At 55.9% G+C, this 26,122-nt stretch carries 29 protein-coding genes and 1 pseudogene; 8 read left to right on the top strand and 22 right to left on the bottom strand.

What is annotated here, in order from left to right; all coding sequences use genetic code 11:
* Positions 1 to 6 precede the first annotated feature (6 nt).
* Positions 7 to 426, bottom strand: a complete 420-nt coding sequence (gene yedD / locus QFI97_RS11190; RefSeq protein WP_189339884.1) for a lipoprotein YedD — start codon at positions 424 to 426, stop codon at positions 7 to 9.
* Between the two features lie 482 nt (positions 427 to 908).
* On the opposite strand from yedD, the gene rcsA reads away from it, so the two are divergent.
* Entirely contained in the window at positions 909 to 1,532 is a 624-nt protein-coding gene (gene rcsA / locus QFI97_RS11185; RefSeq protein WP_095101594.1) for a transcriptional regulator RcsA, read from the top strand.
* Between the two features lie 42 nt (positions 1,533 to 1,574).
* Here rcsA and dsrB read toward each other — a convergent pair whose 3' ends face one another.
* The gene (dsrB, locus tag QFI97_RS11180) at positions 1,575 to 1,763 is read right to left on the bottom strand and encodes a protein DsrB (protein ID WP_095101592.1); all 189 of its coding nucleotides are present in this window, start codon (positions 1,761 to 1,763) and stop codon (positions 1,575 to 1,577) included.
* Positions 1,764 to 1,896: 133 nt separating this feature from the next.
* Here dsrB and yodD point away from each other — a divergent pair, with 133 nt between their 5' ends.
* Positions 1,897 to 2,121 carry a YodD family peroxide/acid resistance protein gene (gene yodD, locus QFI97_RS11175; protein WP_095101590.1) on the top strand — a complete coding sequence of 75 codons (225 nt, stop codon included), beginning with the start codon at positions 1,897 to 1,899 and terminating at the stop codon, positions 2,119 to 2,121.
* A 327-nt stretch (positions 2,122 to 2,448) separates the two neighbouring features.
* On the opposite strand, the gene dgcQ is transcribed toward yodD, so the two are convergent.
* The 3 genes from dgcQ to QFI97_RS11160 form a co-directional block, all read right to left on the bottom strand.
* A complete protein-coding gene (gene dgcQ, locus QFI97_RS11170; RefSeq protein ID WP_346431168.1) occupies positions 2,449 to 4,116 on the bottom strand; it encodes a cellulose biosynthesis regulator diguanylate cyclase DgcQ in 1,668 nt (555 codons plus the stop codon).
* A 92-nt stretch (positions 4,117 to 4,208) separates the two neighbouring features.
* Positions 4,209 to 4,388, bottom strand: coding sequence for a YodC family protein (locus QFI97_RS11165; RefSeq protein ID WP_331834446.1), 180 nt, complete (start codon positions 4,386 to 4,388; stop codon positions 4,209 to 4,211).
* 75 nt (positions 4,389 to 4,463) lie between these two features.
* Positions 4,464 to 5,375: a DUF808 family protein gene (locus QFI97_RS11160; protein WP_331834447.1), complete on the bottom strand. Its 912-nt coding sequence runs from the start codon at positions 5,373 to 5,375 to the stop codon at positions 4,464 to 4,466.
* Positions 5,376 to 5,559: 184 nt separating this feature from the next.
* Here QFI97_RS11160 and yedA point away from each other — a divergent pair, with 184 nt between their 5' ends.
* Positions 5,560 to 6,471, top strand: coding sequence for a drug/metabolite exporter YedA (gene yedA, locus QFI97_RS11155; protein WP_095101582.1), 912 nt, complete (start codon positions 5,560 to 5,562; stop codon positions 6,469 to 6,471).
* A gap of 1 nt (position 6,472) precedes the next feature.
* On the opposite strand, the gene QFI97_RS11150 is transcribed toward yedA, so the two are convergent.
* From QFI97_RS11150 to QFI97_RS11115, 8 genes and pseudogenes are all read right to left on the bottom strand, one after another.
* A complete protein-coding gene (locus QFI97_RS11150; RefSeq protein WP_095102266.1) occupies positions 6,473 to 6,937 on the bottom strand; it encodes a very short patch repair endonuclease in 465 nt (154 codons plus the stop codon).
* Positions 6,918 to 8,351 carry a DNA cytosine methyltransferase gene (locus tag QFI97_RS11145; protein WP_095101581.1) on the bottom strand — a complete coding sequence of 478 codons (1,434 nt, stop codon included), beginning with the start codon at positions 8,349 to 8,351 and terminating at the stop codon, positions 6,918 to 6,920. The genes QFI97_RS11150 and QFI97_RS11145 overlap by 20 nt, the downstream gene beginning before the upstream one ends.
* Positions 8,352 to 8,407: 56 nt before the next feature.
* Positions 8,408 to 8,573, bottom strand: a pseudogene (locus tag QFI97_RS11140) (phosphohydrolase); the annotation flags it as partial.
* A gap of 9 nt (positions 8,574 to 8,582) precedes the next feature.
* Entirely contained in the window at positions 8,583 to 9,395 is an 813-nt protein-coding gene (locus tag QFI97_RS11135; protein WP_095101579.1) for a DeoR/GlpR family DNA-binding transcription regulator, read from the bottom strand.
* Between the two features lie 148 nt (positions 9,396 to 9,543).
* Positions 9,544 to 10,167, bottom strand: a complete 624-nt coding sequence (locus tag QFI97_RS11130; protein ID WP_346431167.1) for an HAD family hydrolase — start codon at positions 10,165 to 10,167, stop codon at positions 9,544 to 9,546.
* The gene (locus tag QFI97_RS11125; RefSeq protein ID WP_346431166.1) at positions 10,164 to 11,675 is read right to left on the bottom strand and encodes an FGGY-family carbohydrate kinase; all 1,512 of its coding nucleotides are present in this window, start codon (positions 11,673 to 11,675) and stop codon (positions 10,164 to 10,166) included. The genes QFI97_RS11130 and QFI97_RS11125 overlap by 4 nt, the downstream gene beginning before the upstream one ends.
* 27 nt (positions 11,676 to 11,702) lie before the next feature.
* A complete protein-coding gene (locus QFI97_RS11120; RefSeq protein ID WP_095101573.1) occupies positions 11,703 to 12,503 on the bottom strand; it encodes a BtpA/SgcQ family protein in 801 nt (266 codons plus the stop codon).
* A gap of 43 nt (positions 12,504 to 12,546) precedes the next feature.
* A complete protein-coding gene (locus QFI97_RS11115; RefSeq protein WP_346431165.1) occupies positions 12,547 to 13,353 on the bottom strand; it encodes a DeoR/GlpR family DNA-binding transcription regulator in 807 nt (268 codons plus the stop codon).
* Between the two features lie 195 nt (positions 13,354 to 13,548).
* Between QFI97_RS11115 and QFI97_RS11110 the strand changes: the two genes are divergently transcribed.
* The 5 genes from QFI97_RS11110 (at position 13,549) to QFI97_RS11090 (ending at position 18,664) form a co-directional block, all read left to right on the top strand.
* Positions 13,549 to 14,349 carry an SDR family NAD(P)-dependent oxidoreductase gene (locus tag QFI97_RS11110; protein WP_095101569.1) on the top strand — a complete coding sequence of 267 codons (801 nt, stop codon included), beginning with the start codon at positions 13,549 to 13,551 and terminating at the stop codon, positions 14,347 to 14,349.
* 99 nt (positions 14,350 to 14,448) lie between these two features.
* Positions 14,449 to 15,585: an ABC transporter ATP-binding protein gene (locus QFI97_RS11105; protein ID WP_095101567.1), complete on the top strand. Its 1,137-nt coding sequence runs from the start codon at positions 14,449 to 14,451 to the stop codon at positions 15,583 to 15,585.
* A 9-nt stretch (positions 15,586 to 15,594) separates the two neighbouring features.
* Positions 15,595 to 16,395: a carbohydrate ABC transporter permease gene (locus QFI97_RS11100; RefSeq protein ID WP_331834452.1), complete on the top strand. Its 801-nt coding sequence runs from the start codon at positions 15,595 to 15,597 to the stop codon at positions 16,393 to 16,395.
* Between the two features lie 65 nt (positions 16,396 to 16,460).
* Entirely contained in the window at positions 16,461 to 17,735 is a 1,275-nt protein-coding gene (locus QFI97_RS11095) for an extracellular solute-binding protein (protein WP_346431164.1), read from the top strand.
* Positions 17,736 to 17,752: 17 nt separating this feature from the next.
* On the top strand, positions 17,753 to 18,664 hold the full coding sequence (locus tag QFI97_RS11090) for a carbohydrate ABC transporter permease (protein WP_331834454.1): 912 nt from the start codon (positions 17,753 to 17,755) through the stop codon (positions 18,662 to 18,664).
* A 443-nt stretch (positions 18,665 to 19,107) separates the two neighbouring features.
* Here the strand turns inward: QFI97_RS11090 and QFI97_RS11085 are convergent, their stop codons facing one another.
* The 9 genes from QFI97_RS11085 to oxdA form a co-directional block, all read right to left on the bottom strand.
* The gene (locus tag QFI97_RS11085) at positions 19,108 to 19,674 is read right to left on the bottom strand and encodes a histidine phosphatase family protein (protein WP_346431163.1); all 567 of its coding nucleotides are present in this window, start codon (positions 19,672 to 19,674) and stop codon (positions 19,108 to 19,110) included.
* Between the two features lie 4 nt (positions 19,675 to 19,678).
* Positions 19,679 to 20,443: a CbtA family protein gene (locus QFI97_RS11080; RefSeq protein WP_346431162.1), complete on the bottom strand. Its 765-nt coding sequence runs from the start codon at positions 20,441 to 20,443 to the stop codon at positions 19,679 to 19,681.
* Positions 20,444 to 20,453: 10 nt separating this feature from the next.
* Positions 20,454 to 20,663 carry a CbtB domain-containing protein gene (locus tag QFI97_RS11075; protein WP_346431161.1) on the bottom strand — a complete coding sequence of 70 codons (210 nt, stop codon included), beginning with the start codon at positions 20,661 to 20,663 and terminating at the stop codon, positions 20,454 to 20,456.
* Positions 20,664 to 20,695: 32 nt separating this feature from the next.
* Entirely contained in the window at positions 20,696 to 21,130 is a 435-nt protein-coding gene (locus QFI97_RS11070) for a nitrile hydratase accessory protein (protein WP_346431160.1), read from the bottom strand.
* Complete coding sequence (gene nthB, locus QFI97_RS11065) at positions 21,127 to 21,786, bottom strand: nitrile hydratase subunit beta (RefSeq protein ID WP_095101532.1); 660 nt, start codon at positions 21,784 to 21,786, stop codon at positions 21,127 to 21,129. Before nthB ends, QFI97_RS11070 begins: the two co-directional genes overlap by 4 nt.
* Positions 21,787 to 21,822: 36 nt before the next feature.
* Complete coding sequence (nthA, locus tag QFI97_RS11060) at positions 21,823 to 22,446, bottom strand: nitrile hydratase subunit alpha (protein ID WP_095101530.1); 624 nt, start codon at positions 22,444 to 22,446, stop codon at positions 21,823 to 21,825.
* 80 nt (positions 22,447 to 22,526) lie between these two features.
* On the bottom strand, positions 22,527 to 24,041 hold the full coding sequence (locus QFI97_RS11055; protein ID WP_346431159.1) for an amidase: 1,515 nt from the start codon (positions 24,039 to 24,041) through the stop codon (positions 22,527 to 22,529).
* Between the two features lie 110 nt (positions 24,042 to 24,151).
* Entirely contained in the window at positions 24,152 to 25,018 is an 867-nt protein-coding gene (locus tag QFI97_RS11050) for a transporter (RefSeq protein WP_095101526.1), read from the bottom strand.
* Between the two features lie 42 nt (positions 25,019 to 25,060).
* The gene (oxdA, locus tag QFI97_RS11045; RefSeq protein ID WP_346431158.1) at positions 25,061 to 26,107 is read right to left on the bottom strand and encodes an aliphatic aldoxime dehydratase; all 1,047 of its coding nucleotides are present in this window, start codon (positions 26,105 to 26,107) and stop codon (positions 25,061 to 25,063) included.
* Positions 26,108 to 26,122 lie beyond the last annotated feature (15 nt).

Raw genomic sequence — 26,122 nt, 5'->3', positions numbered from 1 at the left:
GATGCCTTAGCGCGCGCTTTTCGTCGCGGCGGCGGCTTTATTCCACGCCTGCTCACACTCAGGGGTCAGGCGGTCGACGCGGGTCAGGGTCATGCGATCGTATTGCAGGCTATTGCCAGAACGTTCTATAGGGTAGATATCCAGACCTGACGTGACGTTGTAAACCTGCTCGTCACGCTGCATTAATTTACCCGGCGTGGCGATAACCCGCTGCCACTGACGGCAATCGAGGGTATCGCCATCTTTGGTCACAATCAGGCTGGCAATCGCATCCGGGCTCATCATTTCGCTCTGCGGGCCTTTCGATTGCCAGTATCCCTCTAACCCGGCGGGCGCCGGCGCTTTGACAACCTCGTTATAATTATCTACCTGAACGCATCCGGCGAGAGTCAACAGCGCGCCAGCAATTACTATCTTTTTCATCATTCATCCCACACACCGATAAAAAAGTATTGTGGCATTAAAGCGTTAAGGCTGCCACCTCTCTTGCAGCGAACGAAAAGCGGTGTCCGACACCCGCGCTCAGCGGCCGTCAATCCACGCCGATCGCTCGGGTCGCTAAATGGCGGCGTGGTTTATTCAGACATTAATTAATATTTTTGATGAAACGGGCATATTGGTGAGGTGAGAATTTATCCAGCCAGTATAAGGAAAATCTGAAAAAAGAATAACTCATGGCCGCCAACCATATCTGTAACTGGAAGTTTTTGCTTTTAATTCTCTGACGTAACATGATGCACGCCTTTACTTTGGGAGTATTCCTGGCAAATTATAGGCAATATTACGGAATAGTTCAGGTTACTTAATGGTTTCAACACTGTACCTTGTTTTATTACCCACTTAAATGGACTTCATCGCGCTTACCGGCGAGGGATGAATTATCGTTACGTGTTGATTGAGGATGGGTCATGTCAACGATTATCATGGATTTGTGCAGCTATACCCGACTGGGATTAACCGGGTATCTGACAAGCAGAGGAATAAGAAAACGTGACATCAGAGAAGTAGATACGGCGGTAAGCCTGAAAGAGAGCTGTGAATCGTCCCGCCCGGAGGTGGTGTTTCTCAACGAAGATTGCTTTATTCATCGCGAAGATAGTAATCAGCTAATCCGGCAAATCATTACGGAGTATCCCGGCACGCTATTTGTCATCTTTATGGCGCTGGCTAACGTTCATTTTGACCACTATCTGCTGGTGCGCAAAAATTTACTTATTAGCTCGAAATCGCTTACGCCAAAAGACCTTGATGATATTCTGGGTAATCATCTGAAATACGATCGATTCAGCGCCGGAAGGATCAATATACCAACGCTGTCATTAAGCCGGGCCGAATCAAATATGCTGCAAATGTGGATGGCCGGACACGGGACATCGCAAATATCGACGCAGATGAACATCAAGGCGAAGACCGTATCATCGCACAAAGGCAATATTAAAAAGAAAATCCAGACCCACAATAAACAGGTGATTTACCATATTGTCCGTCTGACGGAAAACATTACTTCAGGAATTTACGTCAACATGCGGTAAAAGAACTGGCGGCAACAACCGCCAGTTTTGATTTTTAGCACGCTAGTCAACTTTCTCAACAAAGATACCGTCCGAATGCCCTTTCTCGTTGAAAAACCAGATCCCCAGCGGATAGTCTTCCAGCGAAACCAGATACATTGTCCCTTCGCTAAACGACTCTATTGCCAGTACTACCCCCGATCGACGTGGGCCACCGTCGGTCTTCACCGTGACACGATCGTTCACCTGCATAACTTGTCTCCTCTATTTTTGAGCCAGTGTAGAACAAAACCGCCAGATGCGCAGCGTCCCGCCCGACGAGCGCTGTTTTTATAGACCGTCTATACTTGAATAGGCACTGTCGGAGCCAAGCGAGGTAGCGAAGATGAAATCCGCCAAAGAGAGCAGTTCGGGTAGCGGCGGGGGCAACGTCAATGTTGACGCCCTGCTGGCGGCAATTAATGAGATTAGCGAAAGTGAAGTGCAGCGCACCCGCGACGATCCCCATCATGTGAGCATTGATGGTCGCGATTACCATACCTGGCGTGAACTAGCGGAAGCCTTTGAGCTCGATATCCATGACTTTAGCGTCACCGAAGTCAACCGCTAGGCGCAGGCGAAAAAAATCCCGACTCGCAGGAGTCGGGATGAAACTTGCTAATGCAAGAAGCACTTGAAAATTCGTTACACCGGGAGATCCGATGCGTGGAAAACATTATCCTCAATTATTTTGTATGACAAGAGCTATTGATGAAGTAAATAATTGAGAAATGTGGCCAAGGACGTCAGGGCGTTGAATAACCCAGGCGGCAGAAGGCTTCGTCGATATCGCTGCGCCATGAGTCACGTTTAACCCCGCCCCCTCTTTTAAGAAAAATCCCATATCAGGAGATAATCGTGCCGCCGCAACCGGATAACGACGGCCAGACCCGGACGCCTATCCCGCAAAACAGACCTGGTTTCGGCCGTTCTGTTTCGCAAGATAGAGCCGGCGATCGGCAATCGACTGCAGGTTTTCAAAGTTAGCCTCCGCGGAATCCTCGCTGCAGCTGACGCCCAGCGAGGCGCTGATACGCAGGCTCGTGTTGTCGCAGAGCAGTATTTCGCGGCTGTTAATGCGAATGCGGATACGCTCCGCTATCGCAGCCGCCTCCTGCAGCGTGGTATCAGGCATAACCACGCAAAACTCCTCCCCGCCCACGCGCCCGGCGAGATCGCCTTCGCGGATGTTGCTGGCTATCGTACCGGCGACCAGAGACAGCACCCGATCGCCGGACTGATGGCCGTGCAGGTCGTTAACCCGCTTGAAGTAATCCAGATCGAGCTGGATCACCGCCAACGGGCGCCTCCCGCGCTCGCACTCACCGGCCGCGGCAATAGCTCTTGCAAACAATGCCCCGCGGTTTAACAGCCGCGTTAGGGCATCGTGCCAGGCTTGCCACTCCAGCGACTTTTGCAGCACGCTCATATTGCGCACCATGCGCAGAATAACCAGCCAGGAGATTATCAGCATTGAGGTAAAGAGCAGCCACATCAGCATCAACGCGATGGTAATCGATCCGAATTCACCGCGGACTCCTTCCTGCAGGGTGTGGATACGCAGCAGGACGCCATCAAAATTATGCAGTTTTTCCCAGCTGATGTAGCGGGTTAGCAGGCGCATGCCGCCTTCGTTGTCATGCGAGAAGGCGTAGCTCAGCATCTCCTGCTCGCGGGGCGAGAGCAGCGTGAGCACCGTTCCCGGCGCGGAAGAGGCAATCAGGTTCAGCCGGTTGTCATACAGCTGATACTCGCCGTCCTGCCCGCCCTTTGCCGCGCTCACCAGAAAGGCCTTCATTTCGCGAACGGAGAAGTCCATAGCCAGCACGCCGTGCCAGTAGTGGCGGAAATCCAGCGGTACGGAAGCCGTCACCACCTGGGCATCGCGCAGCGCCCCCTCCTCAGGAAAGGTTTGCCAAACCACGCCGCGCCCGGGATTGGTCCGCTGGGCCTGGCGGGTAAACCACGGGGAGCGGGTGGCATCGCTATACCGCTCCAGCGCCTGGGCGGTGTTTTTTAGCGTTTCCGTGCTGATAAAAAAGCCGCTGCGCGACACATACAGCATACGCTCGGTGAAGCCGCGGTTATTATTGGTCAGGCGCAGCAGATAGCCCAGCTCAAGCGTGGCCATCAGCTCGTTGCCGGAAAGGGGGTTGTCGCGGGACAGGGTATTAGCTTTGTCGACAAAAGCATCGGACACGCCGTAGACCGGCAGCGTACGCCGGTTGTGTAGCGCCACCGACCAGATCGCTTGATGGCGCCTGCTCATATACTCCTGCTCGGCATTACGCAGGATCGTAAAATCTAACGGCGTTTCCAGCGCCGACTGCATCCCGTTGCGGAAAAAGATCATCCGGTCGATATTAAACTGCAGCAGGCCATCCATTTCATGGGCGACGTTTGCCAGATTGTTGCGCTGGTTATCGACATACGCCTCCTCCAGCACCATTATTTCTCGCCATATCAGCAGTGTGGAAAAGAACAGCACCGCAACAAAACAAAAATTTACCACATGTCCAGGGCTCGAAAAGCGGCGAAGTTTTCTCACCCACAGCGGCTTATTCATCGTTCTCTCGCAGTGCAATCATCAACGCTCCCTGTCGGAAAGACAGGCCATACCATGACAAAACGCCCGGTATATACCGGGCGTTATTGGGCTCAGGAGACCTGTTCCGCTCCCCCTCCCCCACGAACCAATTCATCTTCACGGAACGCCTCGCGCTTGACGGCATAACCGTCATACCAACGGCATTCAACCATGCCATTGGCAAAACCGGTTATAACCATGCGCGGCCCGCCGCTTTTTCGTCTCACTTCATCGCTGATGGACCAGACCATTTTTCGCTCCGTAATCCGGGAGAAACTGTTTCACCTTAGACGAAGCTGCGACATTTTGCATAACCGCCGGCGGATTTACTTTACCGCGCGACGAAGTCCGGAAACGGCTTTCACGCCCGCCAGCACCACGGCGCCAATGATGAAACCCAAAACCAGGTTTACGCCCGTCGGCAGCAGTGAAGCGGCGAACCCGGACATTCCGCTGGCCAGATTTTCCACCGCATGGTGCAGCGGGGTAATGCCATGGACCACAATTCCGCCGCCGACGAGGAACATCGCCAGCGTCCCGACAATCGACAGCAACTTCATCAAACGAGGCGCCACCGCCAGCAGACCTTTGCCGAGCCACTGAGCCAGCACGCCGCCTTTCTCCACCAGCCAGTAGCCCATATCGTCCAGCTTCACGATAATTCCCACCAGGCCGTACACGCCAACGGTCACCAGAATGGCAATTCCTGAAAGGACCAGAATCTGGTTTAACAGCGGCGCATCCGCTACGATGCCGAGGGTGATCGCGACAATTTCGGCGGAGAGAATAAAGTCGGTACGAATAGCACCTTTCACTTTATCGCGTTCAAATGCCAGCGGGTCGCGTTCAGCCAGCGCCTCCAGACGCTGTTGACGGGCCTGCGGGTCCTCTTTGTGTTTGCGAGCCTGCACGCTATGCAGCACTTTTTCGACGCCTTCAAAACAGAGGAAGGCCCCGCCAAGCATCAGCAGCGGCGTAATCGCCCACGGAATAAATGCGCTGATTAATAGCGCCAGCGGTACCAGGATCACTTTATTGACCAGGGACCCCTTCGCCACCCCCCAGACTACCGGCAGTTCGCGGTTCGCCCGTACGCCGGTTACCTGCTGGGCATTGAGGGAAAGATCGTCCCCAAGCACGCCTGCCGTTTTCTTCGCCGCCAGCTTACCCATAACGGAGATATCGTCGAGCAGCGTAGCAATATCGTCCAACAAGGTTAAAAGACTACTTCCCGCCAAAATACCATTCCTTCATTTTATGGTTATGAAACATAGAGTATGGGGCAAAATCGGCCTCTCGCCCAGCAAAGCGAATAGTCAACAAAAAATTAACAATCACCGGGCAATTAAAGCGCTCGCCAGCGAGGTAGTTTTCACGTTTACTATATGCCCCCTTCCTATTTTTGTACCGTCGTGAGGACGTATGTCTACCCGCCAGTTATTACCGCTTATCGGGGCGCTGTTTGCGCTATATATCATCTGGGGATCCACCTACTTTGCCATCGCCATTGGCGTTGCCAGCTGGCCCCCGCTGATGATGGCCGGCATTCGCTTCCTTTCCGCCGGAGGGCTGCTGATCGTCTATCTGCTGGCTACCGGCCACAAGCTCCCGGCGCGTAGACCGCTGCTTAACGCGGGGCTGATCGGTATCCTGCTGCTTGCCGTTGGCAACGGCTTCGTCACCCTGGCTGAGCATCAGCACGTGCCTTCAGGAATTGCGGCGGTCATGGTCGCCACCGTCCCGCTATTTACCCTGTGCTTTAGCCGCTTTTTCGGCATCGCCACGCGTAAAATCGAGTGGCTGGGCATTGCCATCGGCCTGGCGGGGATTATCCTGCTCAATAGCGGCGGCAATTTAAGCGGCAACCCCTGGGGCTCGCTGCTGATTCTGATCGGTTCCATTAGCTGGGCGTTTGGCTCAGTGTATGGTTCGAGAATTGAACTTCCGACCGGCATGATGGCCGGCGCGATTGAAATGCTCGCGGCGGGAATTGTGCTGATGGTCGCCTCGGCGCTGACCGGCGAAAAGCTCACCCATATGCCATCATGGTCCGGCATTATTGCCGTCGCCTACCTGGCCATATTCGGCTCGCTGATTGCCATTAATGCTTACATGTACCTGATCCGCAACGTCACCCCCGCCGTCGCCACCAGCTATGCCTACGTTAACCCGGTAGTAGCGGTGTTATTAGGCACCGGGTTCGCCGGAGAGAGCCTGTCGCTGACGGAGTGGACGGCGCTAGGCGTCATCATTTTTGCGGTAGTTCTGGTGACGCTGGGCAAGTATCTGTTTCCCGCCCGCAGCGAAGTAACGCCCTGTAAGGTTGAAAAGTAGGCTACGGCCCGATCCCCTGAGTATCAATCTGCGCGCGGTCGCCGCCGCCGCAGATCCACTCCTCCAGGCGTTCGCTAAGCGCTTCATCACTGAGCTTTTTCCGCCCGCGTAGCGCGCACTCCCAGACGATCAGCACCCGCCATCCCTGTTCGAGCAGCAGCGTCTCATCCCGCCGGTCTCGCGCCACGTTGCCGTCGATTTTTTTCAGCCAGAACTCCGTCCGGGTTGCCGGCACCTTGAACAGGTAGCAGTGATGATGATGCCAGAAACAGCCGTGGGTGAAGATAGCGCAGCGGTAATCATTAACCACAAAATCCGGGCGCCCCGGCAGCGTGGCCTCCTGAGCGGTAAAAGAAAAACCGGCCTGCGTGAGCAGCCCGGCCAGTCGTTTTTCAATCGCCGTATCGAATTTGCCGATGGCGCGCATATTTTTACTGCGGGTGGCCTTATCGTGAACGTCCATCAGCACCATCCTCGGGATCGCGGCGAGCCACCGCCTGCGCAATTCGCGGCTGTAGCAGTTTAGCGACTGCGGCAAACACCGGCACAACCACCGAGTTACCGAACTGGCGATACGCCTGAGTATCGGAAACGGGAATGCGGAAGCGGTATCCCTGCGGGGCCTCAAAGCCCATCAGCCGCGCGCATTCGCGGGGCGTGAGCCGGCGCGGGCGGCGCTGCTGGTTTTGCGGATCGTCAAAGTCCTTTTCGCCAAGCGGGCGATCCCAGCCGCGGTCGATAAGAATTTCGGCGCCGTCTTTGTAGTAACGAGCCGACAGCGTGCGCGCCACGCTATGCGGATTGCGCGGGTCGACTAACCCGTAGCCAAAACCGTTGCCCAGCGCCTGATGTTTACGCGCGTAGCGATAGAGGTACTTCCACAGCACCGGGGTAAGAATAAATTTGGCATCCACCGTCGGCTCAAGCAGATCGCCAAACGTCGGGCGCCGGGCCGGGTAAAGCGCGGAGATATCGCGCAGGGTAAACCCATCGTGCAGCTGCAGGTCACGGCGAAAGCCAACCAGCACGATGCGTTCACGGTGCTGCGGCAGGAAGTTGCGGCCATCGATAACTTTGGGATCGTCCGCCCCGCTATGCCCGGCATCAGACACCTCATAGCCAAGTTCGTCGAGGGTTTGCATAATAATGCTAAACGTTCGCCCCTTGTCATGGCTCTTCAGGTTTTTGACATTCTCCAGAACAAAGATTGCCGGCCGCCGCGCCGCTATAATCCTGACGACATCGAAAAACAACGTGCCCTGCGTCTCACAGGCAAAGCCGTGGGCGCGTCCGAGCGCGTTCTTCTTCGACACCCCGGCGAGGGAAAAAGGCTGGCAGGGAAAGCCGGCCAGCAGAACATCGTGCTGAGGAATGGTGTCACGGATATGCTGCGCGGCCTCATCATCGCTGATATCGAGACGATGGCTGAGGGTGACATCCCGGATATCGGCGTTGAAGCGATGCTGCTCTGGGTCGCAATACCAGTTCGCTTTGTAGGTGCGCACCGCATGTTTATTCCATTCGCTGGTGAAAACGCACTGCCCGTTAATGGCTTCAAAGCCGTTACGAATGCCGCCGATACCGGCGAACAGATCGACAAAGCGAAAAGCATAATTCGGATGGTGAGCCGGCGGCTGCGGCAGCAGCGATGCCAGATGCGCGAGCTCCCGGCGGCCTAAGCGGCCAGCCGCCCGGGACACCGTCGCAACGCGTTTGAGTATTGCCGGGCTCCAGTGCTGTTCGCCGACGGCCACCAGCTGCGCCACCAGCGTTTTCACATCATATATTGCCATCAGCTGGCGCAATAACGCCTGTGCATCTTCCCCGGCGCCCGTGACCGGCAGAGACGGGGGATTTTCCTTAGATAAATTTTGCGGCATAACCTCAACCAGCTGGACACTTTTCGCAGAGATTATCACAAATAGCGCAGGCAGTTTTAAGCCTGTGGGTCAAAGCGACGCAAAACCGCTTCATCCAGCGCGATGGGGTCGCCCTGCAGCGCCGAACTGAGCTTCGCCATAAACTGCACCAGGAAGCGGGCGTTGTGTTCCGCCATCTCTCCCTTCATTGGTTTGCATCGTTTTTGGCAGCCTCAGCAGCTTGATTACCAGTCAGGTTGCAATCATCACCTGCACATTCGCCAGCTCAAGGGCGGTGGCCAGCACTGCAGGCGGTGCGCTGTCGGTGATCAGCAGGTCGATATCCTGCCACTGCGCAACCTGCACCAGCGACATATGCTGGAACTTCGCGGCATCGCAAAGCAGCACTTTAAAGCCGGAGCGGCGGATCAGCACCCGCTTCATTTCCGTCTCATCCAGCGCGCTATCGTAAATCCCCTGGCTGGTAATACCCGACGCGCTGATAAACGCTATATCAAACCAGAACTGCTGGAATTGCTCAATGGCAGACGGTCCGACAATCGCCATCTCATCATCTCGCATCATTCCCCCCGCCAGATAGACTTCCGGCGCCTGCGCATAACGCCCCAGCGCATGGGCGATACGCACGCTATTGGTGAAGATTTTCAGGCGCTCATGCTTCACCAGTTCTTCGGCCATAAACAGGGTAGTGGTACCGATATCAAGCGCAACACTCTGATAGCGCCCGGCAACCTCGGCGGCCATTCGGGCAATACGCATCTTGCTGTCACGGTGCAGTGAAAGGCGCGCATCAAAGTGCGCCGGAAGCGGGTCCATAATCGCCTGGCTGACCGTTTCCGTCAGTACGGCGCCGCCGTGTACCCGGCTGAGTTTGCCTTCGGTTTCCAGTTCGGCCAGATCGCGGCGAACCGTCATTTCCGAAACCGCCAGCTCCGCCGAGATATCAACCACCGTCGCACGCCCCTGTTCGACCAGCATGTTTAGAATCCGCTTTTTGCGTTCCTGGGGAAGATAACGGGCCTGAATCTCGGGTTTGGCTGACATGACGATGGACACTCTGTTTCGGGTTGAGGGTGGCTTAAACGATATAGCTCACAATATTAAGGGGAAGTGGTGTAATTTAAAACCAGATTTGTTCGAATTTGTTCATTTCGTTGCGGGGACCTCCCTGCCCCACGCGAAACTGTGCGAATCAGAACCAGTCGAGGATCCGGGCCAGCGACGTTATCTCGGTTACCCCCTGCTCAGAGGCGGGTGATGCGCCATAAAAAGCCACGTGCATTCCGGCAGCCTGCGCCGAGCGCATTCCGGTTATACTGTCCTCAACCGCCAGGACGGCAGCAGCAGGCAGCCCGAACGCCCCCAACGCATGTTGATACGGCTCGGGAGCCGGTTTACCAGAGCGCACATCGTCCAGCGTCACCACCACGTCAATGAATTCCCGCACGCCTAAAGCCTCGAGATTCGATTCGACGATACGTCGGCATGAGTTTGACACGCAGGCCTGCCTGACGCCTTTCGCCGCCAGCTGGCGGATGGTTTCCCGGCTGCCGGGAATGGCAACCAGTTCACTGCTGTGGTCGTGGTAGTAATCCTCAATCGCCTGCAGCCATACGTCCCGATCTAAATCTGCGGGCAGTTCGGCGCGTAAGGCCAGCCAGACATCGTTAATATGCACGCCGTAAAAACGCGTCTCGGGAATATGGCTCAGATCCAGCCCGAAGCTATGGCAGGCAGCGAGCAGCGCCCGATGATGGAGAGGCTCGCTGTCCACCAGCGTGCCGTCAACATCCCAGGCAATAGCGTTAAATTTCATGGCGTCTCCTGGCGAGTCAGCGGGCGGCAGGCTTCATAAAGCTGGCGGAAACGCGGGTATCCCTGGCGATAGACATCCGCATGTTCAGGCAGCGGCGTAATCACATCTTTCAGCTTGACCCACGCGCTGGCCCCCTTCCAGTCTGTCGACACCCCGACGCCAATCGCCGCCGTCCAGGCCGCCCCCAGACAAGAACCGGGGTGACCGTCCAGACGATTGAGCGGCTGTCCCAGCACATCGGCGACAATCTGCATCCACAGTTTGCTTGCCGACCCGCCGTCTGACGCAACGTAGCGTTTTACCGGATAACCGATATCAACCAGCGTTTCAATATGGTGTTTGATGGCATAGGCGTAGGCTTCGAGCAGCGCGCGCCAGATATGACCTGCGTCGTGGGTAAGAGTCAGACCAAAGAGGATGCCACGGGCATCCGGGTCGTGCAGCGGGGTCTTCTCCCCGAGAAAATAGGGCAGAAAAATCAGGCCGTCGCTGCCCGCCGGACGATTTTCCGCCAGCGTGTCCAGATACTGGTGCAGACTCATCCCTTTTTCACGCGCCGCCGCTTCATGCTGCGCGGCGAAGTTCTGCACGAACCAGTTCAGCCCCGATCCGCCGGTCGACATACAGCCGTTCGGCATATAGCACCCCGGCACGAGGTGATAATCCAGATACAGACGCGGGTCCGGGTTGGCGGTTGCTGTCACGGTAAGAATGTCCACCGAACCGCCGAATTTAAGCAGCACCTCACCCGGAGCCGTCACACCCGCGCCGAGAGCGGACGCAATCAAATCTGCGGCCCCGCCAATCACCGGCGTGCCTTCACTGAGCCCCGTCCAGGCCGCCGCCTGCTCGGTGATGGAGCCAATGACCTCGTGGGAACGCGCCAGCCGGGGAACCGCGTGTCGCGGAAGATGGGCAAAGGCGATCAGTTCCTCATTCAGCGTATTGCTGCTAATATCGACAAACCCCGCCTCCAGCGCCCAGTTCTGCTCGATGATTTTCTCGCCCGTGAGCTTCCAGTTGATAAAATCATAGGAACCAAACACCGTCGCAATACGTTCAAACACAGCAGGTTCATGGCGCTCAATCCAGCGGATTTTGGCCCCCACCAACTGCTGATTGATACCGTTTCCTGCCCGCTGCAAGAAGTGCTGACCGTCCATTTCGCTGCGCATTTGCTGCACTTGTGCGCCGCTGCGGCCGTCGCTCTGCTGAATGCTCGGGCGCAGCAGCCGGTCTTCATTATCCAGCAGGACCACGGCAGGCAGCATCCCTGTCACGCCAATGCCGCTGATATCACTCGCCGCAATGCCGCTTTGCGACAGCAGTTGCCGGCAAATTTCGCCGACATTCGCCCACCACTGCTCTGGCGATTCTTCCGTCCAGCCGCTGTGCGGGGCCGAGAGCGTGACCGGCCGGGAGGCCGTACCGAGTACCTTGTCGGGCAAAGCGATCAGAATGCCGATGGTTGAGGTCGTACCAATATCAATACCTAATAGATACTGCATGTTATCCTCCCGTTCCGACGGCTGTGCTTAGCGCAGTTTTTCGACCACATCCATAAAGCGTTTTACGCGATCCCCATCAACCTGATTCCAGGTATGCCCTTCCACTTTAAAGTGTGTGCCGATGACCACGCCGCTGGCCACGCTCAGGATATCGGTGACGTTGTCGATATTGGTGCCGGTGTTAGCGAAAACCGGAACGCCTTCCACCGCTTCGCAGACTTTACGCAGGTTGGAATGTTCCGCCGGTTCGCCGGTGATTGGCCCGGAAACCAGGATGGCATCTGCCAGCGAAGAGAAAATGGCGCTGCGCGCACGCAGTTCGATGGGGCGTGCATCCAGAGAATGGGCGAATTCGGCGTTGATGTTAAAGAGCAATTTCATATCTTCCCGGCCAAGGTTGCGACGCAGGCGAGACGCGCTGGCGCAATCCGGTTCCCAGATCCCCATATCAGAGGCAAACACGCCGGTGAAAATTTCACGCACGAAGCTCGCCCCGGTGGCGGCACCGATGGCGACGCTGGCGTTGGGATCCCACAGGTAGTTCACGCCGAACGGGACTTTCAGCACCGATTTCGCCGCCTGCACCACGGCTGACATGGCGGAAACGCCTTCCAGTGAGGCTTTAAACACGTAAGGGCGATCGTTTTCATTGCCGAACATGATCGCATCCACGCCGCCTGCCTGCAGCTTCTCAACGTCGCTGAGGACATCGTCAATCAGCTTGTTGAGACCGCCTTTGGCGTCGTACAGCGGCGCGCCAGGCAGCGCGCCAATATGGGCCATTGCGATAACCGCTTTTTTCTTATTACCCAAAAAATCAAAGATCATAACTTTCTCCGGTGTTGGCTGGTATGTCATGGTGAAAAAGCGATCACGCGTCTTTCGACAGCTCAGGCGCGATGATCACATCAATATTTGCCGCATCGAGCATCGCTGACAGCGCGGGCGGCGGCGCCAGCTCGGTTATCAGGATGTCGAATTGCTCCAGCGTGGCCAGGTGAACCAGCGACATCCGTTGAAACTTACTGGAGTCGCACAGCACCACTTTCAGGCTGGAACGGTTGAGATAAAGGCGTTTGAGTTCCGCATCTTCGAAGGCGTAGTCATAAATTCCCTCCGCCGTCAGGCCCGAGATACCGATGAAGGTGATATCGAACCAGAGACCTGAAAACTGGCGCAGAGCCGCTGAGCCGCCGGTCGACATTTCATCCGGGCGCATCCGCCCCCCCGCGAGATAGATTTCCGCTTTCGCGGGGGCAATGTCGTGCGCCACGCGGATGCTGTTGGTGAAAATTTTCAAATGTGAACACTGGCCGAGATAACGCGCCGCAAGGAAAGTCGTGCTGCCGACATCCAGTGCCAGTGTGCGAAATTTCTTGCCTAACTCTGCTGCTGCAGCCGCAATGCGCAGCTTGGCATCGTGGTTTTGCCGCAGCCGGGATTCAAAGCTCGGCTCCACCTGGTCAATCACCACCGCGCTTCCACTCTGCGGCAATACCGCACCGCCGTGGGTACGACAGAGGCAGCCCTTCTGCTCCATCTCTATCAGATCGCGACGGATGGTCATCTCGGAGACCGACAGCCTCGCGGCCAGCGCTGGGACAGAAACCGCCCCTTGCTGGACCAGCAGCTGCATAACCTCAGTCTGACGCGACGCGGACGAACGACGTAAGCGCATACCGGATCCGGGTGTGCCAGGCTGAACAGGCAGTGTGTCGCTGTGCGTCATCGGTTTACTCCGAACATTCAAATTAACAAAAACAAACATACAAAACAAAAATTGTGATCGCAATTGTTTTTATCATAAGAAATTTGTTTTGTTGTGTTCGTTATATTGGTGTAAAAAATAACCATCAACACAGAGGGAAAAAACATGCACACATCACATTCGACGTCCGGGCACTATCCGGACCTGCAAGGCAAAGTGGCGATTGTTACCGGCGGTGCCACGGGTATTGGCTACGCCATCACCCGTAATTTGATTCGCCAGGGCATGCGCGTCGCCATCGGAGACATTAATGAAGAAGCCGCGTGGACAGCAGCAACCGAACTGGGCGCGGACACAGTGGCGTTTCACCTGGATGTTCGTTTACGTGAATCCGTTGAACAAGGGTTTAGCTGGGTAGATAAAACGCTGGGCGATTATCACTTGTTGGTAGCCAACGCTGGCGTATCGACTATGCAAAAGGCCCTTGCGCTGACGGATGATGAGTGGGATTTCAACTTTGACGTCAACACCCGTGGGATCTTCCTGACCAATCAGGTTGCCGCGCGCAAGTTCGTGACGCGTAAGTCCGGCACCATCGTCAACACCGCATCGCTTGCCGCCAAAGTCGGCGCGCCGTTACTGGCCCATTACTCCGCCAGTAAATTCGCCGTCCTCGGCTGGACCCAGGCGCTGGCGCGGGAACTGGCCGCCGATGGGATCCGCGTGAATGCTGTCTGCCCAGGCTTTGTTAAAACCGGGATGCAGAGCCGGGAAGTAGAGTGGGAAGCGCAGCTGCGCGGCATGACGCCTGAACAGGTGATTGATGATTACATTCGCCAGACGCCGCTTGGCCGCCTGGAAACGCCCGAAGATGTCGCCGAAGTGGTGGCCTTTTTGAGCTCCGACGCCGCCCGTTTTATGACCGGCCAGGGCGTCAATGTGACGGGCGGCGTTTATACAGGCTGATCGCATTTCACGATGAACACGCCAGATTCATTTCGCACAAAACCGAACATGGATGTTACCAGTCCCAGGGTGGGCAACACGTAACAGAGGTAACCCAATATGGCCTCCATTGAATTACGGAACGTGTCGAAGTCCTACAACGGCAATCAGCACAGCGTCCGTAATGTGAATTTGCATATCCGGGATGGTGAATTTGTTATCTTCCTTGGCCCTTCCGGATGCGGGAAATCCACCACCTTACGTATGATTGCCGGGCTGGAAAGCATCACCGACGGCACCTTATTAATCGACGGGCGCGATGTGAGCCATGTGGCGCCCCGCGATCGTAACATCGCCGTGGTGTTCCAGAGCTACGCCCTCTATCCGCACATGACCGTTGCCGAAAACATGGCCTTTGGCCTGAAAATGCGCGGCGTACCGGGCAACGTGATCAACAGCAAAGTGACAGAGACTGCCTCCATGCTGGGGCTGGATAAACTGCTACACCGAAAACCGGCCGCCCTTTCCGGCGGTCAGCGCCAGCGCGTTGCCCTGGGCCGCGCCATTGTGCGTGAACCGCAGGCTTTTTTGTTAGATGAACCGCTCTCGAACCTCGATGCCCAGCTGCGCGGCGAGATGCGCAGCGAGCTGATCAAGCTTCACCGTCGCCTCGGTAAAACCATGGTCTACGTTACCCACGATCAGGTCGAGGCCATGACAATGGCGGATCGCATTTGCATCATGCGTGATGGCCATCTGATCCAGTGCGGAACACCGCTGGAAGTCTATAACTATCCGGTGAATATCTTTGTCGCTCGCTTTCTCTCCTCGCCCTCCATCAACCTTCTTCTCTGCTTTGTGCAACGGACGGACGCGGGCGTCAGCCTGCAACTATTCGACGGCCCGCAGATCCCGGTGCCGCACTGGATGGCTGCCGACTATCAAAACCTGGCGGGAAAAAAGATGACTCTCGGCGTGCGGCCGGAAGATTTCCATGCCCACCCGCGCAGACCGGACTGGGTCCCCCTGGAGATTGCAGTCAGCGGGGTGGAAGCGCTGGGCGCGGAAAACATTGTCAGCGGCACCCTCGGCAACGTGCCGGTGGTTGTTCGCCTTGATCACCACACGCACCCGAAGGCAGGTCAAACGCTCAGCATCTGGCTGGATCCGAACGCACTGCATCTTTTCCACACCGGCAGCGGAGACGTCGTCGATCGCCGCAAAACCCCGGATAACGCTGACGCCATCGGAGCGTGAGGAGCAACCATGCTACGAAAAATCGGACTTCATATCGGGCTGGTACTGGCCTGCCTCTCCATTTTACTGCCGGTACTGTGGATTGTAAGAACCAGCCTGGTGCCGGAATCCATGGCCTACAGCAGCGATATCTTCCCGCAGTTTTCCGGGGAAAACTTTCGTTCGCTGATTGAGAACAACGGTTTTTTACGTCGCTACAGCAACAGCCTGATTGTCGCCACCGGGTCGGTGATCTTCGCCCTACCGTTCGCGGCCGCTACCGGCTACGCTTTTGCCCGCTTTAAAACGGGCGGTAAAGCGGCGCGTTTTATAATGCTGGCAACCCAGATGCTACCTGCGGTGGCGCTCGTGTTACCCGCCTTCGCCATGCTGCGTTCCGTGGGGCTCACCAACTCGCTGTTCGGGCTGACGCTGGTCTATGCCGCGTTAAACCTGCCGTTTTTGACGTGGATCCTGATGGGCTTTTTTGAAGGGATTCCGGTGGATCTGGAGTGGGCGGCGATGACCGACGGAGCTACCGCCTGGGGCGCGTTCTGGCATGTGGTGCTGCCGGTGTCGCTGCCGGGCCTCGCAGCCTCCGCCGTGCTGGGGTTCATCCTGTCATGGAATGAGTTTCTTTTTGCTCTGGTGCTCAGCGGACCAGAGACCGCCACGATCCCGGTGTCGCTTGCTGCGCTGCAAACCTCGAACGGCGTCCAGATTGGCAAGGTTTCAGCAGGCATTGTGCTGGCCGTGCTGCCGCTGATGGTCGCCTCACATTTTATTCAGCGTTACATCGTCAAAGGGCTGACCTTCGGCGGTGTTAAGTAAAGTCGTGCCAACCAGACCGAAAATCGTCGCCGTTAACACTCCGGCACCTTCACCAGGAGTTAATTATGTTGAATCGTAAGAAAGTCACATTGTTATCGGGTCTGATAGTCCTTAGCCTTTCGGCGTCCGTTCGGGCAGAAGATATTGTGCTGCGTGCGTTGATGGAAGATGTGCCGGAAACGCAAATCATTGAAAAAATGCTGCCTGATTTCGAAAAGCAGTACCACATCAAAGTGCAGTTCGAAAAAATCGGTTACGGCGATATGCATGACAAACTGGTTTCACAGCTAATTCAGTCGCAAAGCTATTACAACCTGCTGGAAGTGGATTTTCTGTGGGCGGGGGAATTCAGCAAAGCCGGCTGGCTGACGGACCTCACGTCGGACGTGAAAAAATCAAACTTTAATATGTCGGCCTTTATTCCGGCGACCGTATCGCTCATTAATGTCACGGCCAATAAAACCTCTCTGATCCCGATGTACAACTATTCCATGGGCCTGATTTACCGTACGGATGTGTTGCAGGATGAGAAGTTAAAGAGCGCGTATCAGACCGAATTTAAAAAGCCGCTCGAGCAGCCCAAAACCCTGGAAGAGTACGTATCGCTTGCCAAATTTATTAAAAAGAACAGCGACATGTCCGGAGCGGCCATGCAGGGGCAGCGCGGAGATCCAAACAGCATGGAGTTCTCGAACTATCTCTTCGCCAGCGGCGGCGCTTATATTGACGATAAAGGCAAATCGGCCCTGAACAGCCCGGCGGGGAATAAAGCGATGACGCTGTATGCAGACGCCATCAAGAATGCCGCGCAAACCGGCGCGCTTTCTGCCACCCTCGACGATACCGTGCGTCTGATGTGTAGCGGTAAAGCGTTCAGTATGTTGACCTACTGGTGGATGCTGCCGCAACTGGATAACGCCACCACCTGCCCGGCCGTAGCCGGTAAACTCGCGTTGACAACCGTTCCAGGTGGACACGGAGAGAGCGGCGGCTGGGGTTGGGGCATTCCGAAAAACGTCTCAGATAAAGAAAAACAGGCCGCATGGACCTTTATTCAGTGGGTACAGAGCAAAGAGGTCACCACCGCACGGGCATTGCAGGGGCATGCGCCTGTTCGCGCCGATGCGTATGAAAACGCCGAGGTACTGAAGAAGTATCCTTACTATAAAGACGCGCTGAATATCGTGGCGTCCGGCAAATCCTTCCCTGTTTTCTCTTATTCCGCCCAGTATGAAGATGTTCTGGGGACGCAGCTGTCCCTGCTGGCGAGTGGCGAAAATACCGTCGACAAGTCTCTGAAAAGCGCATCAGACCAACTTGATAAGTTACTGGTGAAATAAGAAAAGGGGGCCGGCAGATGGCTTTAGCTGAGGAATTTATCGTGAAACCGAAGTACCGTGTAACAATAGACAGATTCCGTGTAACAGGCTGGGCATTCGCCCTGCCTGGGTTGCTGGCCCTGGCGATTGTGCTCGGCTTCCCTGTTATTTATTCTGTCGTACTGGCTTTTTCGTCATATACGCTGCTGCATACTGAAATATTCCCTTTTGCCGGGCTGGATAATTTTATCAGCGTGCTGAGCAGCGATACTTTCTGGCATTCTGCCTGGCTGACGATCCGTTATTCATTACTGACGGTGAGCGGTGAATTTATTGTCGGGCTGGGTATCGCCCTGATGCTTAACCGGGTGGTGAAGACCCGTCCGGTCTATTTCGCCTTACTGACCATTCCTATGGCGATGTCACCGGTGAGCGTGGCGCTGATCTGGCGTATGTTGCTGCAGCCGAACCTCGGCATTATCAACCATATGCTGGAAAGCATCGGCCTGCCGGGCGTCGACTGGCTGGGCAACCCTACGTTGGCGTTCTGGAGCATGGTGTTTATTGATGTCTGGCAGCAGATGTCATTTGTGGTGCTGATCCTCGCCGCAGGGCTGGCATCACTACCTAATGACCCGTACGAAGCCGCCGAAATTGACGGGGCGAATAGCTTGCAGCAGTTCTGGTATATCACCCTGCCGATGCTGCGCCCGGTTTCGGCGATCGCCATTGTTATCCAGTTGATTAACGAGCTTCGGACCTACGACCTGCCCTATATCCTGACCCGTGGCGGGCCGGGAAATGCCACCGAAGTGCTGAGCTTCTTCGCCTATCGCCGGGCGTTCCTGGGCCTGTCGCTCAATGAAGGGGCCGCCGCCGCGCTGATTTTACTGTTGATCGTGCTGGTGATGACCATCATCTATTTTGTACTATTGGAACGCCGCCGATAGATGTGGAATAACGAGCGGCTGAAAGAGAATGATCGCCACCTCCATAGCGGTAGTTTAGGATTGATAATTGATAGCAGAAAACCGCTTAAGTAACCTTAAGCGGTTTTTCCTTATATTCATATTAGCGACTCCTCGATGTCTTATTATAATAAGACGGTGCTATTTATTAGCAGTATATAAAAACTTCTCTTCATCTTCCTTAATCATCAACAGAGAACGACGATAGATCAATGCTATATTAAATATGCTGTCGTTGAAGGGTAGGAATTTGGCGTTGAAATGCCGACAGTAAAGAAAAGGCATTTGAGTAAATATTTCGGCTATTGTTAGAAGATGAACTACTGTGCAGCGACATTCCGAGCAATGAGTATCTGCGATGACGAAGGGCACCATAATCAACAATTTGCCTGGCTACTTCTGTTAAACATGGTCCGTTTCAGGACTCATCCATCCATTTCTTTTCCCAGACAGGCCAGATGCCATCGTTTTCCATTACTGCGCAGCATCGTCACGCTTAATGGTTGAATATCAATCAGTTGAAAGGCGCTAACGGGCGCATTGAGCAGCTGAATAACTATCGCACGAATAACTGCAGAGGAAACAATCGCGCCCTGCTCCCCTCGATCAGCCGCTCTAACAGACAACCATGTTCCCGCGCGGTCCATAACTTGTGCAATGCTTTCCCCTCCCGGCGGAGCTTCCCCGGAAAGCCAGCGCTGAAATTCCCCATAATCTTGCTCAACAACCTTTTTAATCGGGCTCCCTGCCCAGCGGCCATATCCGGGTTCAGCAAGTTCCGGAACTGACTCGCCACGCAGGCCCAGCTCACGCGTAGTCTGCCGTGCTGCCAGCTCCGGGGCGGTCCAGATTTGACTGAATGGCCCAAAGCGCTGCCTGAGCTGGCGGACCTGGTTCAGGGAAGTTTCGGTAAGGGGATCGTCAAACGGGAAGCGCGAGTTCCTGTTTGCCAGGGTTTCACCCTGGCAAATCAGCTGGATCACTGAGGTCATGCCATCAGCATCCTTCCGCCAGGTCACGATGCCTCGGTTTGCGCAGCGTCCTTTCTGCAAAGGTACCAAACAGCAGCCCCGTTACGCACCACATTGTCAGCTGAGTACCGAAAGCGCTCAGGCGAAAACGCCACAGCAGATCGGCGGAAAAGACCTCCGGGATCTCATTCACTGCGGGCATCAGCATGCAGGCGGTAATCAGCATCGCCAGCCCCGCCAACCCTCCCCACAGCGCAGCGTTCCAGCTCCCCAGCCGCGGTCTGAGATGATGGGCACTCCAGGCAGCAGTCACCACAATCACAGCGGAAACCAACAGCATGCTGAAGTAGAGCGCGGTCCGATAGCCAATCGTTGAAGGATCACCCACGGCAGGGGGATTAGGAGGATATTTCAGCCCCGGCATCATGCTCATGATCAGAAACCCGCCCAACGACAATGACAGCGCCAGCGCTCTTGCCTGGCGCGGTCCGGTTCGTTGCCAGCACAGCGACCAGACCAGAGCCAGCGCGCCGCCCATCGCCGCGCTGAACAGGATCATCCCGCTCAGCAGACCGGCACCGGATTGCGTCTTCCGGCTAAACGCTTCACCATCGGCTTCTCCCTCGTGGTGATGCCCGCCCTCCTCACCCACCGGCTTATGGGAAAGGGCTTCTTCAAATGATATCGCGCGATCGACCTGCGGCTCGCCGAAGACGTGGGCAAAGCTGAAGGCGATAATGCCAGCGAGTATCCCCGCCATCATCCCCTGTAACAGAAGTTTTCCCGTCATGATTTTGTCCTCAGTGGCAGGGGAATCCCAGCAGATGCCGGGCATCATGGAAGTATTCGTGTACCTGATTGCCGGAGAAAACGGCAGTTGCCCCTTGCTCCGCCCCGATAAAATAGACGGACAGCATCACCAGCAGAGTGATAAATGTAATCCACGGCAGGATGGCATTAAGCGGGATGGGTGCCTGCTTGACTTGAATGTCATTAACGGTATGGTCCATTTTTCTTCCTTCTATCTGACTGTGAATAATATTCAGGGTTTCAGACCGGCGGATGCCAGGCTGACCGCCACGGGGACACGAAGTGCCGGGTGGTGGTGATTATGCGCTGGCGCGCAGGTGGCGCTGATCAGTGCAACCGGCATCCCGTGCGGGGTATTCAGATAAGCCTGGCGCCATTCATCGGTTCGCCGGGTCATATCTTCCTTTCCTGTCAGTTCCAGGGAGAACAGCATTTTTTCGGCGGCGGAGACCCACTGCCGGTAATAGGCATCGTTAATGCTTTCCCCCTCCCGCAATGGACTGGCTTTTATTTCCTCGCTGAAAACATCAACCCACGCTTTCCAGCTGAACTGCCCGGCCTGATGGAGGTAGACGATCAGCGAAAAAATCTGCGCCTGCCACGGATGTTCAAATGGGGCGTTATCCGCGGCGGTAGCATCGGGGGCTATCCGGATTTCTGTACTCATAGCGCCTCCAGATAGTCGTCCCACAGGTCGATTCGCACCGTGTCTTTAGGCGGTGCTTTATCGCCCCACAGCTCAGTCGCGTAAAAGCTCACGCTGTAAACGTGCTGAGGATGATCGCCCAGATCGTGAGCAGCCGTATCCGGGGTGATAAAGACCCCATGATCAATCACAATCGTGCCGATCTTACCGCGGACATAGCGCGGCAGGCGGGTATGCCCCGCAGGATTGATATTTTTTGCTCTGACGCGGTCGCCAGGCTGGAAGCTGGCCGGTACATCAATATCTACCCGTGCGCAACCCCCGGTACTGACAACCGCCTGCACCATATCCTGCCGCAGCACCGGCGTTTCCGGCGATGCTGACCGCGGCTTAACCGCGCCGGCAAGCTCATCGGCGGTAATAACGCCCCTCTCCAGCAGAAGCGTCTCGAAAGCATGCATCCAGTGTTCGTAGTAGCTTTCTTCGAGATAGTGCGCCGGGGTCATGCGCTCAATGGCGTGCCGGAACATATCAACATTGAAGTGACCACCAACAAACAGAGAGGCAAAAAGCGAAAATGTGCGCCGTTCCCATTCGTGATGGAAGGGAGGCTCGTTTTCTTCAGTAATGACGGCGCCCATACCATGCATACCGCCCAGGTCATGTATCCCGTTCATCGAATTCTCCAAAAGAGTTGAAAGAAATAGCGCTTGCTACTTATCGCCCGGCTGAAGCGCCACTCCCGTGCCAATCATGGCATCACGGGTGACCAGCGCGACAAGCTGCTCCACACTCCAGCCCTCAGTTCCGGCGGGCCTTTCCGGCAGAACCAGATAACGCAACTCAGCGCTGCTGTCCCACACCCGAATTTCCCTGTCTTCACTGATGTTCAGACCAAACTCGGCCAGAACGCTGCGCGGCTCAATGACAATGCGCGATCGATACGGCGCCGATTTGTACCAGGCGGGCGGAAGACCGAGTGTTGGCCAGGGGTAGCAGGAGCAGAGCGTACAGACCGTCACGTTGTGAACCTCGGGGGTATTTTCAACAACCATCATGTCTTCCCCCTGCACGCCTGAAAAACCCAGTTCGGCAATGGCCTCTGTGCCATCGGCAAGAAGACGGGCCTTGTAATCAGGGTCGCTCCAGGCTTTTGCCACGACAAGCGCACCGTTTCGGGGGCCAATTCGGTGTTCATACGTGTCGATAAGTTCATCCAGCGCCGCAGGATCTACCAGGCCTTTTTCCGTCAGCAGCGACTCCAGCGCTTTCACGCGAAGCGCAATTTCCTCCGGCGGTTCGGTGTGGTCATGGTGGTGTTCGTGGTCGAGAGCCATGATATTTCTCCGATAAATTTAAGGTTATTGCCGGGCCTTTGGTCCGGCGGTTTCACCCTGAGCATACGGGCTGTTAACGGCTACATCTCCTGCCAGTTACCGCTCGCTTCAAACGCGGCGGCGGCCTGATAGATAGTGCTTTCGGCGTAATGGCGCCCAATCAGCATCATGCCGACCGGCAACCCGTCAACCAGCCCGCAGGGCACAGACATGGCTGGATGACCCGTCACGTCTAGCGCAGCCGTGTTGCCAATCATCTCGAATGCCCTGGAGATATACTCGGTAATTGAACTGCCCGGTTGCGGCAGCGGCTGGGCCGTCACCGGGACGGTCGGCATGACCAGCAGATCGAAATCACCGAACGCGCGGTCATAGTCTGCCCGTGCCCGGCGGGCCAGATTCTGTGCCTTCGCGTAATAACGACCGTTATAGCGCGTCAGGCCATACTGGCCGATGAGCATGCAGATTTTGAGCGAGGGAGAAAGCGTGTCTGCGCTGTCGCGCCAGGCCGCATGTTTGTCCAGCAGGGGGACGTCGTAGAGCCCTTCCCAGTTAAATCCCATACCGTTGCCATGCATCATCTGCATGGTGAGTCCTTCGCAACCAATAGGCGACCACAGCGCGGCGGCAAGCTGATGACCGGGCACTGATACTTCCCGGGCGGATGCGCCAAGACTTTCCAGCCGCGCAACGGCATTACGGACCTTTTCAGCAAGCTGAGGCTGGAGATTGGGCAACTGGAATCCTTCCGTTACCACCCCGATTTTCAGCCCGCTGACCCCTTTATCAAGCGCAGCGGTATAGTTTCCGCCACGAGAGGTGTACTGGCGCGGGTCAAGCCCGTCCGGTCCGGCCATGACCTCCAGCATCAGGGCATTGTCCTTCACATTCGCGGTAATCGGTCCGGCATGATCGAGGGTGGCTTCAATCGGCATAATGCCGGTATAGGGAACCAGACCGTGAGTAGGCTTCATGCCGTAAGCGCCACAGAAAGCGGACGGAATACGGATGGAGCCCCCCTGATCACAGCCTATCGCCATATCCACTTCCCCGGCGGCGACCAGCGCTGCACTGCCCGATGAAGAACCGCCGGCGCTGTACCCCCTGCGCCAGGGATTATGTACCGGAGCCGGGTCTGACGTGTGGCTGCCCCCGGAGAGACAGAAATGTTCGCAGGTGGCTTTCCCCACAATGGTGGCGCCGGCCTCAAGGAGGCGCGTTACTACGGTGGCGTCAAAAGCAGGTACATGCCCCTCAAGCGAAGCGGCGCCGTTCATCATCGGGACGCCGGCCAGGGAAATATTATCCTTCAGCACCACGGTTTTCCCGACGAGCCGGCCTTCTGGAGCCCCCTGCACTTCGCTTTTGTAATACCAGGCATTCAGCTGATTTTCTTCGCCCTCCGGGCGGTATCCTTTTTCACGCGGATATTCAACCTGTGGGATTTCATCCTGTAGCTCCTCAATCAGGTCATAGGCATCGAGATTTGGCTGCATAAGGGCAAGATATTCTGCCGCTTCGCTCTCAGAAATCTGCAGATGAAGCTCGCGTGCAAGCTGCTGCAACTGACTGGCATTGGGACGTTCAATGGACATATTTATTCCTTACATGAAAAATGACTGACTGAATCCTGTTCTGAACATAACGCACCGGCACTGCCTCTACCTGGCTGAGACGGACAGTGACCTGGTCACAAAGGACAGCGTCAGAAAACGCGTGCATAGCGGAGATTCAACCGGAAATTCTCTTCCGCGCCGTTTTCAACGCGCAGATCCCTTCCCAGCTGTATCTGGAACTGATCGCGAGGGGTCACAAATTTGGTTGCTGTGATACGGACGTTGGTGGTCTGCGCCGGATTATCCTGATTTTCACCGTCAACGGTTGTTTCACCGCCCCAGGTCTGACCGAACCCCAGACCGAACGCCAGTGTAGGATCAGGCATATAACGTCCCATAATCTGGGCTGCCCACGCGTTATCCTGCTGAAGGCGGGATGAACCAGGCCCATAATCGTTATTGTCACCGTACCAGATGGCGTCACCGACCACGTCCAGCGCCCACTTTTCAGTGAAATATTTCACCCAGGCCGCCTGCAGGTCGACCTTCCAGCGGTTCTCACCCAGATTTAGCGCATCGTTGTGGTCATAGCTGCCGCTGGGCACATAGAGATAAGGGGCAAAGCCAAAAATGTCGCCTCCTGCGTTGAGTTTGACCTTCAAAGGCACGGTAAGGATCAGATCGCTGGTACCATTGGCTGAGCCGAGGGAAGCCGCATCGCCGCCGCCAGATATCCGCCCGAAAGGCAACAGAAACTGCGGGTCCAGCGTTGCTGACTCAGAAATCTGTACGGTATGCAGCAGACGCAACATGCCGATATCAGAAGTCAGGTTGTAATCAGAGCTGACTTTGTCACCGCGGGAGTGCGCTGAGCCGGTTGAGGCGTGCTGATAATAAAGCAGCCCCACCGTGGTGCCGTCGGGAAATTGACTGTAGTCGCCAGGCGCGACTTCAACGGCGAGCGCTGGCACAGAACCAAGCAATATGGCAGGCAGGAAAAAGCGTAATGCGTGCATAAAGTAATCCCCCGGAGAATTGTTGATGGATAGCGATGTTGTTCAGCGTTGAGCGTCACGCAGCATCCCGGTCATAGGATGGCAGTTGATGTACTCGAAGGTCTGAAAGCGGACGTCTGAAACGGAAACCTCGTGGTAAAGCCGCAGTTTCTGCAGACCGGTTACCACCCGGAAAAACGTGGTGAAGATGCGAAGATGCGTGGGGTGCGATTCGGCCCAGCGCTCAAGCCGGTCTAGTGAACGCCAGAAGCCGATATCGTAGGCAATATCCAGCAGATTTCCGTTGATATCCACGTTGCGGACAAAGCGGTTGCTGTAGCAGCCGAGCGTCTGACCTTCATCCCTCAGAAAATCCATACCAGCCTGCAAAGGAGGGAGCATCTCTGTGAAGTAAAGCTGACGCTCCTGCTCATCCGCCGCCATCCAGTCCTGCCCTGAACGGATAAGCGCGATGTTGTCATGGCCCTGCACCACCACCCTGCCGCCGGCATCAGGATCGCCCGAAATAATGCGCAGTCCATCGTCAGGCTGCAGCCAGTCATTCTGAGAGGCCGGAATACGGTCACGCACGGATCCCCAGTAGCCGTGCTCCTGAATCTCACCGCTGATCTTGTCCATTACCGCGCCGACGCCCGGCAGATCTTCTTTAAAGGCATACAGCGTCTCAAACTGCTCCGCCCGCGGGGCAATAACTTCCCGGAAATAACCGACGTCATCCTGCAGACGTTCATCAGAAGACCACCAGTGATCGAGCTCCGGCTGACGGACCCAGCGGCAGTACGCAGCCGGATCCCGCCAGTACCCCACTACGATAAAATTACCGTAGCCCTGGTTGTCGGTATGAAAAGAGATATCATGATTACCCGGCCCGTCGCTCAGGCTGAAGGTCGACACAATGTGCTGCATTGCCCGGACAGCGTTCTCACGCTTTTCCTCCCGAAACTGCACGCCCAGATAGGCCATAACGACCTGCGTCAGATCGCTACCGGCCCGTCCGGCAAACATCGGGAACGGTGGCTGATAATCGTCGTGAACCCGGCGGGAAAGCGTTCGCGGGCATTTCAGGTGTTTATCAATGGCAGATTCCATAAAGACTCCCGGTAA

Source organism: Klebsiella scottii (assembly GCF_036561945.1).
Classification (GTDB): domain Bacteria; phylum Pseudomonadota; class Gammaproteobacteria; order Enterobacterales; family Enterobacteriaceae; genus Klebsiella; species Klebsiella scottii.
Note: the sequence above shows the minus strand (reverse complement) of the source record. Positions and strands in the feature narration are given on the sequence as shown.

Coding starts and splice junctions, on each gene's coding strand:
- QFI97_RS11110 (WP_095101569.1), top strand. CDS start 13,549: ATGCACACATCACATTCGACGTCCGGGCACTATCCGGACCTGCAAGGC.
- QFI97_RS11130 (WP_346431167.1), bottom strand. CDS start 10,167: ATGAAATTTAACGCTATTGCCTGGGATGTTGACGGCACGCTGGTGGAC.
- QFI97_RS11125 (WP_346431166.1), bottom strand. CDS start 11,675: ATGCAGTATCTATTAGGTATTGATATTGGTACGACCTCAACCATCGGC.
- oxdA (WP_346431158.1), bottom strand. CDS start 26,107: ATGGAATCTGCCATTGATAAACACCTGAAATGCCCGCGAACGCTTTCC.
- rcsA (WP_095101594.1), top strand. CDS start 909: ATGTCAACGATTATCATGGATTTGTGCAGCTATACCCGACTGGGATTA.
- QFI97_RS11070 (WP_346431160.1), bottom strand. CDS start 21,130: ATGAGTACAGAAATCCGGATAGCCCCCGATGCTACCGCCGCGGATAAC.
- QFI97_RS11100 (WP_331834452.1), top strand. CDS start 15,595: ATGCTACGAAAAATCGGACTTCATATCGGGCTGGTACTGGCCTGCCTC.
- QFI97_RS11120 (WP_095101573.1), bottom strand. CDS start 12,503: ATGATCTTTGATTTTTTGGGTAATAAGAAAAAAGCGGTTATCGCAATG.
- QFI97_RS11050 (WP_095101526.1), bottom strand. CDS start 25,018: ATGCACGCATTACGCTTTTTCCTGCCTGCCATATTGCTTGGTTCTGTG.
- QFI97_RS11145 (WP_095101581.1), bottom strand. CDS start 8,351: ATGCCGCAAAATTTATCTAAGGAAAATCCCCCGTCTCTGCCGGTCACG.
- QFI97_RS11085 (WP_346431163.1), bottom strand. CDS start 19,674: ATGACCTCAGTGATCCAGCTGATTTGCCAGGGTGAAACCCTGGCAAAC.
- QFI97_RS11055 (WP_346431159.1), bottom strand. CDS start 24,041: ATGTCCATTGAACGTCCCAATGCCAGTCAGTTGCAGCAGCTTGCACGC.
- nthB (WP_095101532.1), bottom strand. CDS start 21,786: ATGAACGGGATACATGACCTGGGCGGTATGCATGGTATGGGCGCCGTC.
- QFI97_RS11080 (WP_346431162.1), bottom strand. CDS start 20,443: ATGACGGGAAAACTTCTGTTACAGGGGATGATGGCGGGGATACTCGCT.
- QFI97_RS11165 (WP_331834446.1), bottom strand. CDS start 4,388: ATGGTCTGGTCCATCAGCGATGAAGTGAGACGAAAAAGCGGCGGGCCG.
- nthA (WP_095101530.1), bottom strand. CDS start 22,446: ATGGCTCTCGACCACGAACACCACCATGACCACACCGAACCGCCGGAG.
- QFI97_RS11095 (WP_346431164.1), top strand. CDS start 16,461: ATGTTGAATCGTAAGAAAGTCACATTGTTATCGGGTCTGATAGTCCTT.
- yodD (WP_095101590.1), top strand. CDS start 1,897: ATGAAATCCGCCAAAGAGAGCAGTTCGGGTAGCGGCGGGGGCAACGTC.
- QFI97_RS11135 (WP_095101579.1), bottom strand. CDS start 9,395: ATGTCAGCCAAACCCGAGATTCAGGCCCGTTATCTTCCCCAGGAACGC.
- QFI97_RS11090 (WP_331834454.1), top strand. CDS start 17,753: ATGGCTTTAGCTGAGGAATTTATCGTGAAACCGAAGTACCGTGTAACA.
- dgcQ (WP_346431168.1), bottom strand. CDS start 4,116: ATGAATAAGCCGCTGTGGGTGAGAAAACTTCGCCGCTTTTCGAGCCCT.
- QFI97_RS11105 (WP_095101567.1), top strand. CDS start 14,449: ATGGCCTCCATTGAATTACGGAACGTGTCGAAGTCCTACAACGGCAAT.
- dsrB (WP_095101592.1), bottom strand. CDS start 1,763: ATGCAGGTGAACGATCGTGTCACGGTGAAGACCGACGGTGGCCCACGT.
- QFI97_RS11115 (WP_346431165.1), bottom strand. CDS start 13,353: ATGCGCTTACGTCGTTCGTCCGCGTCGCGTCAGACTGAGGTTATGCAG.
- yedD (WP_189339884.1), bottom strand. CDS start 426: ATGATGAAAAAGATAGTAATTGCTGGCGCGCTGTTGACTCTCGCCGGA.
- yedA (WP_095101582.1), top strand. CDS start 5,560: ATGTCTACCCGCCAGTTATTACCGCTTATCGGGGCGCTGTTTGCGCTA.
- QFI97_RS11075 (WP_346431161.1), bottom strand. CDS start 20,663: ATGGACCATACCGTTAATGACATTCAAGTCAAGCAGGCACCCATCCCG.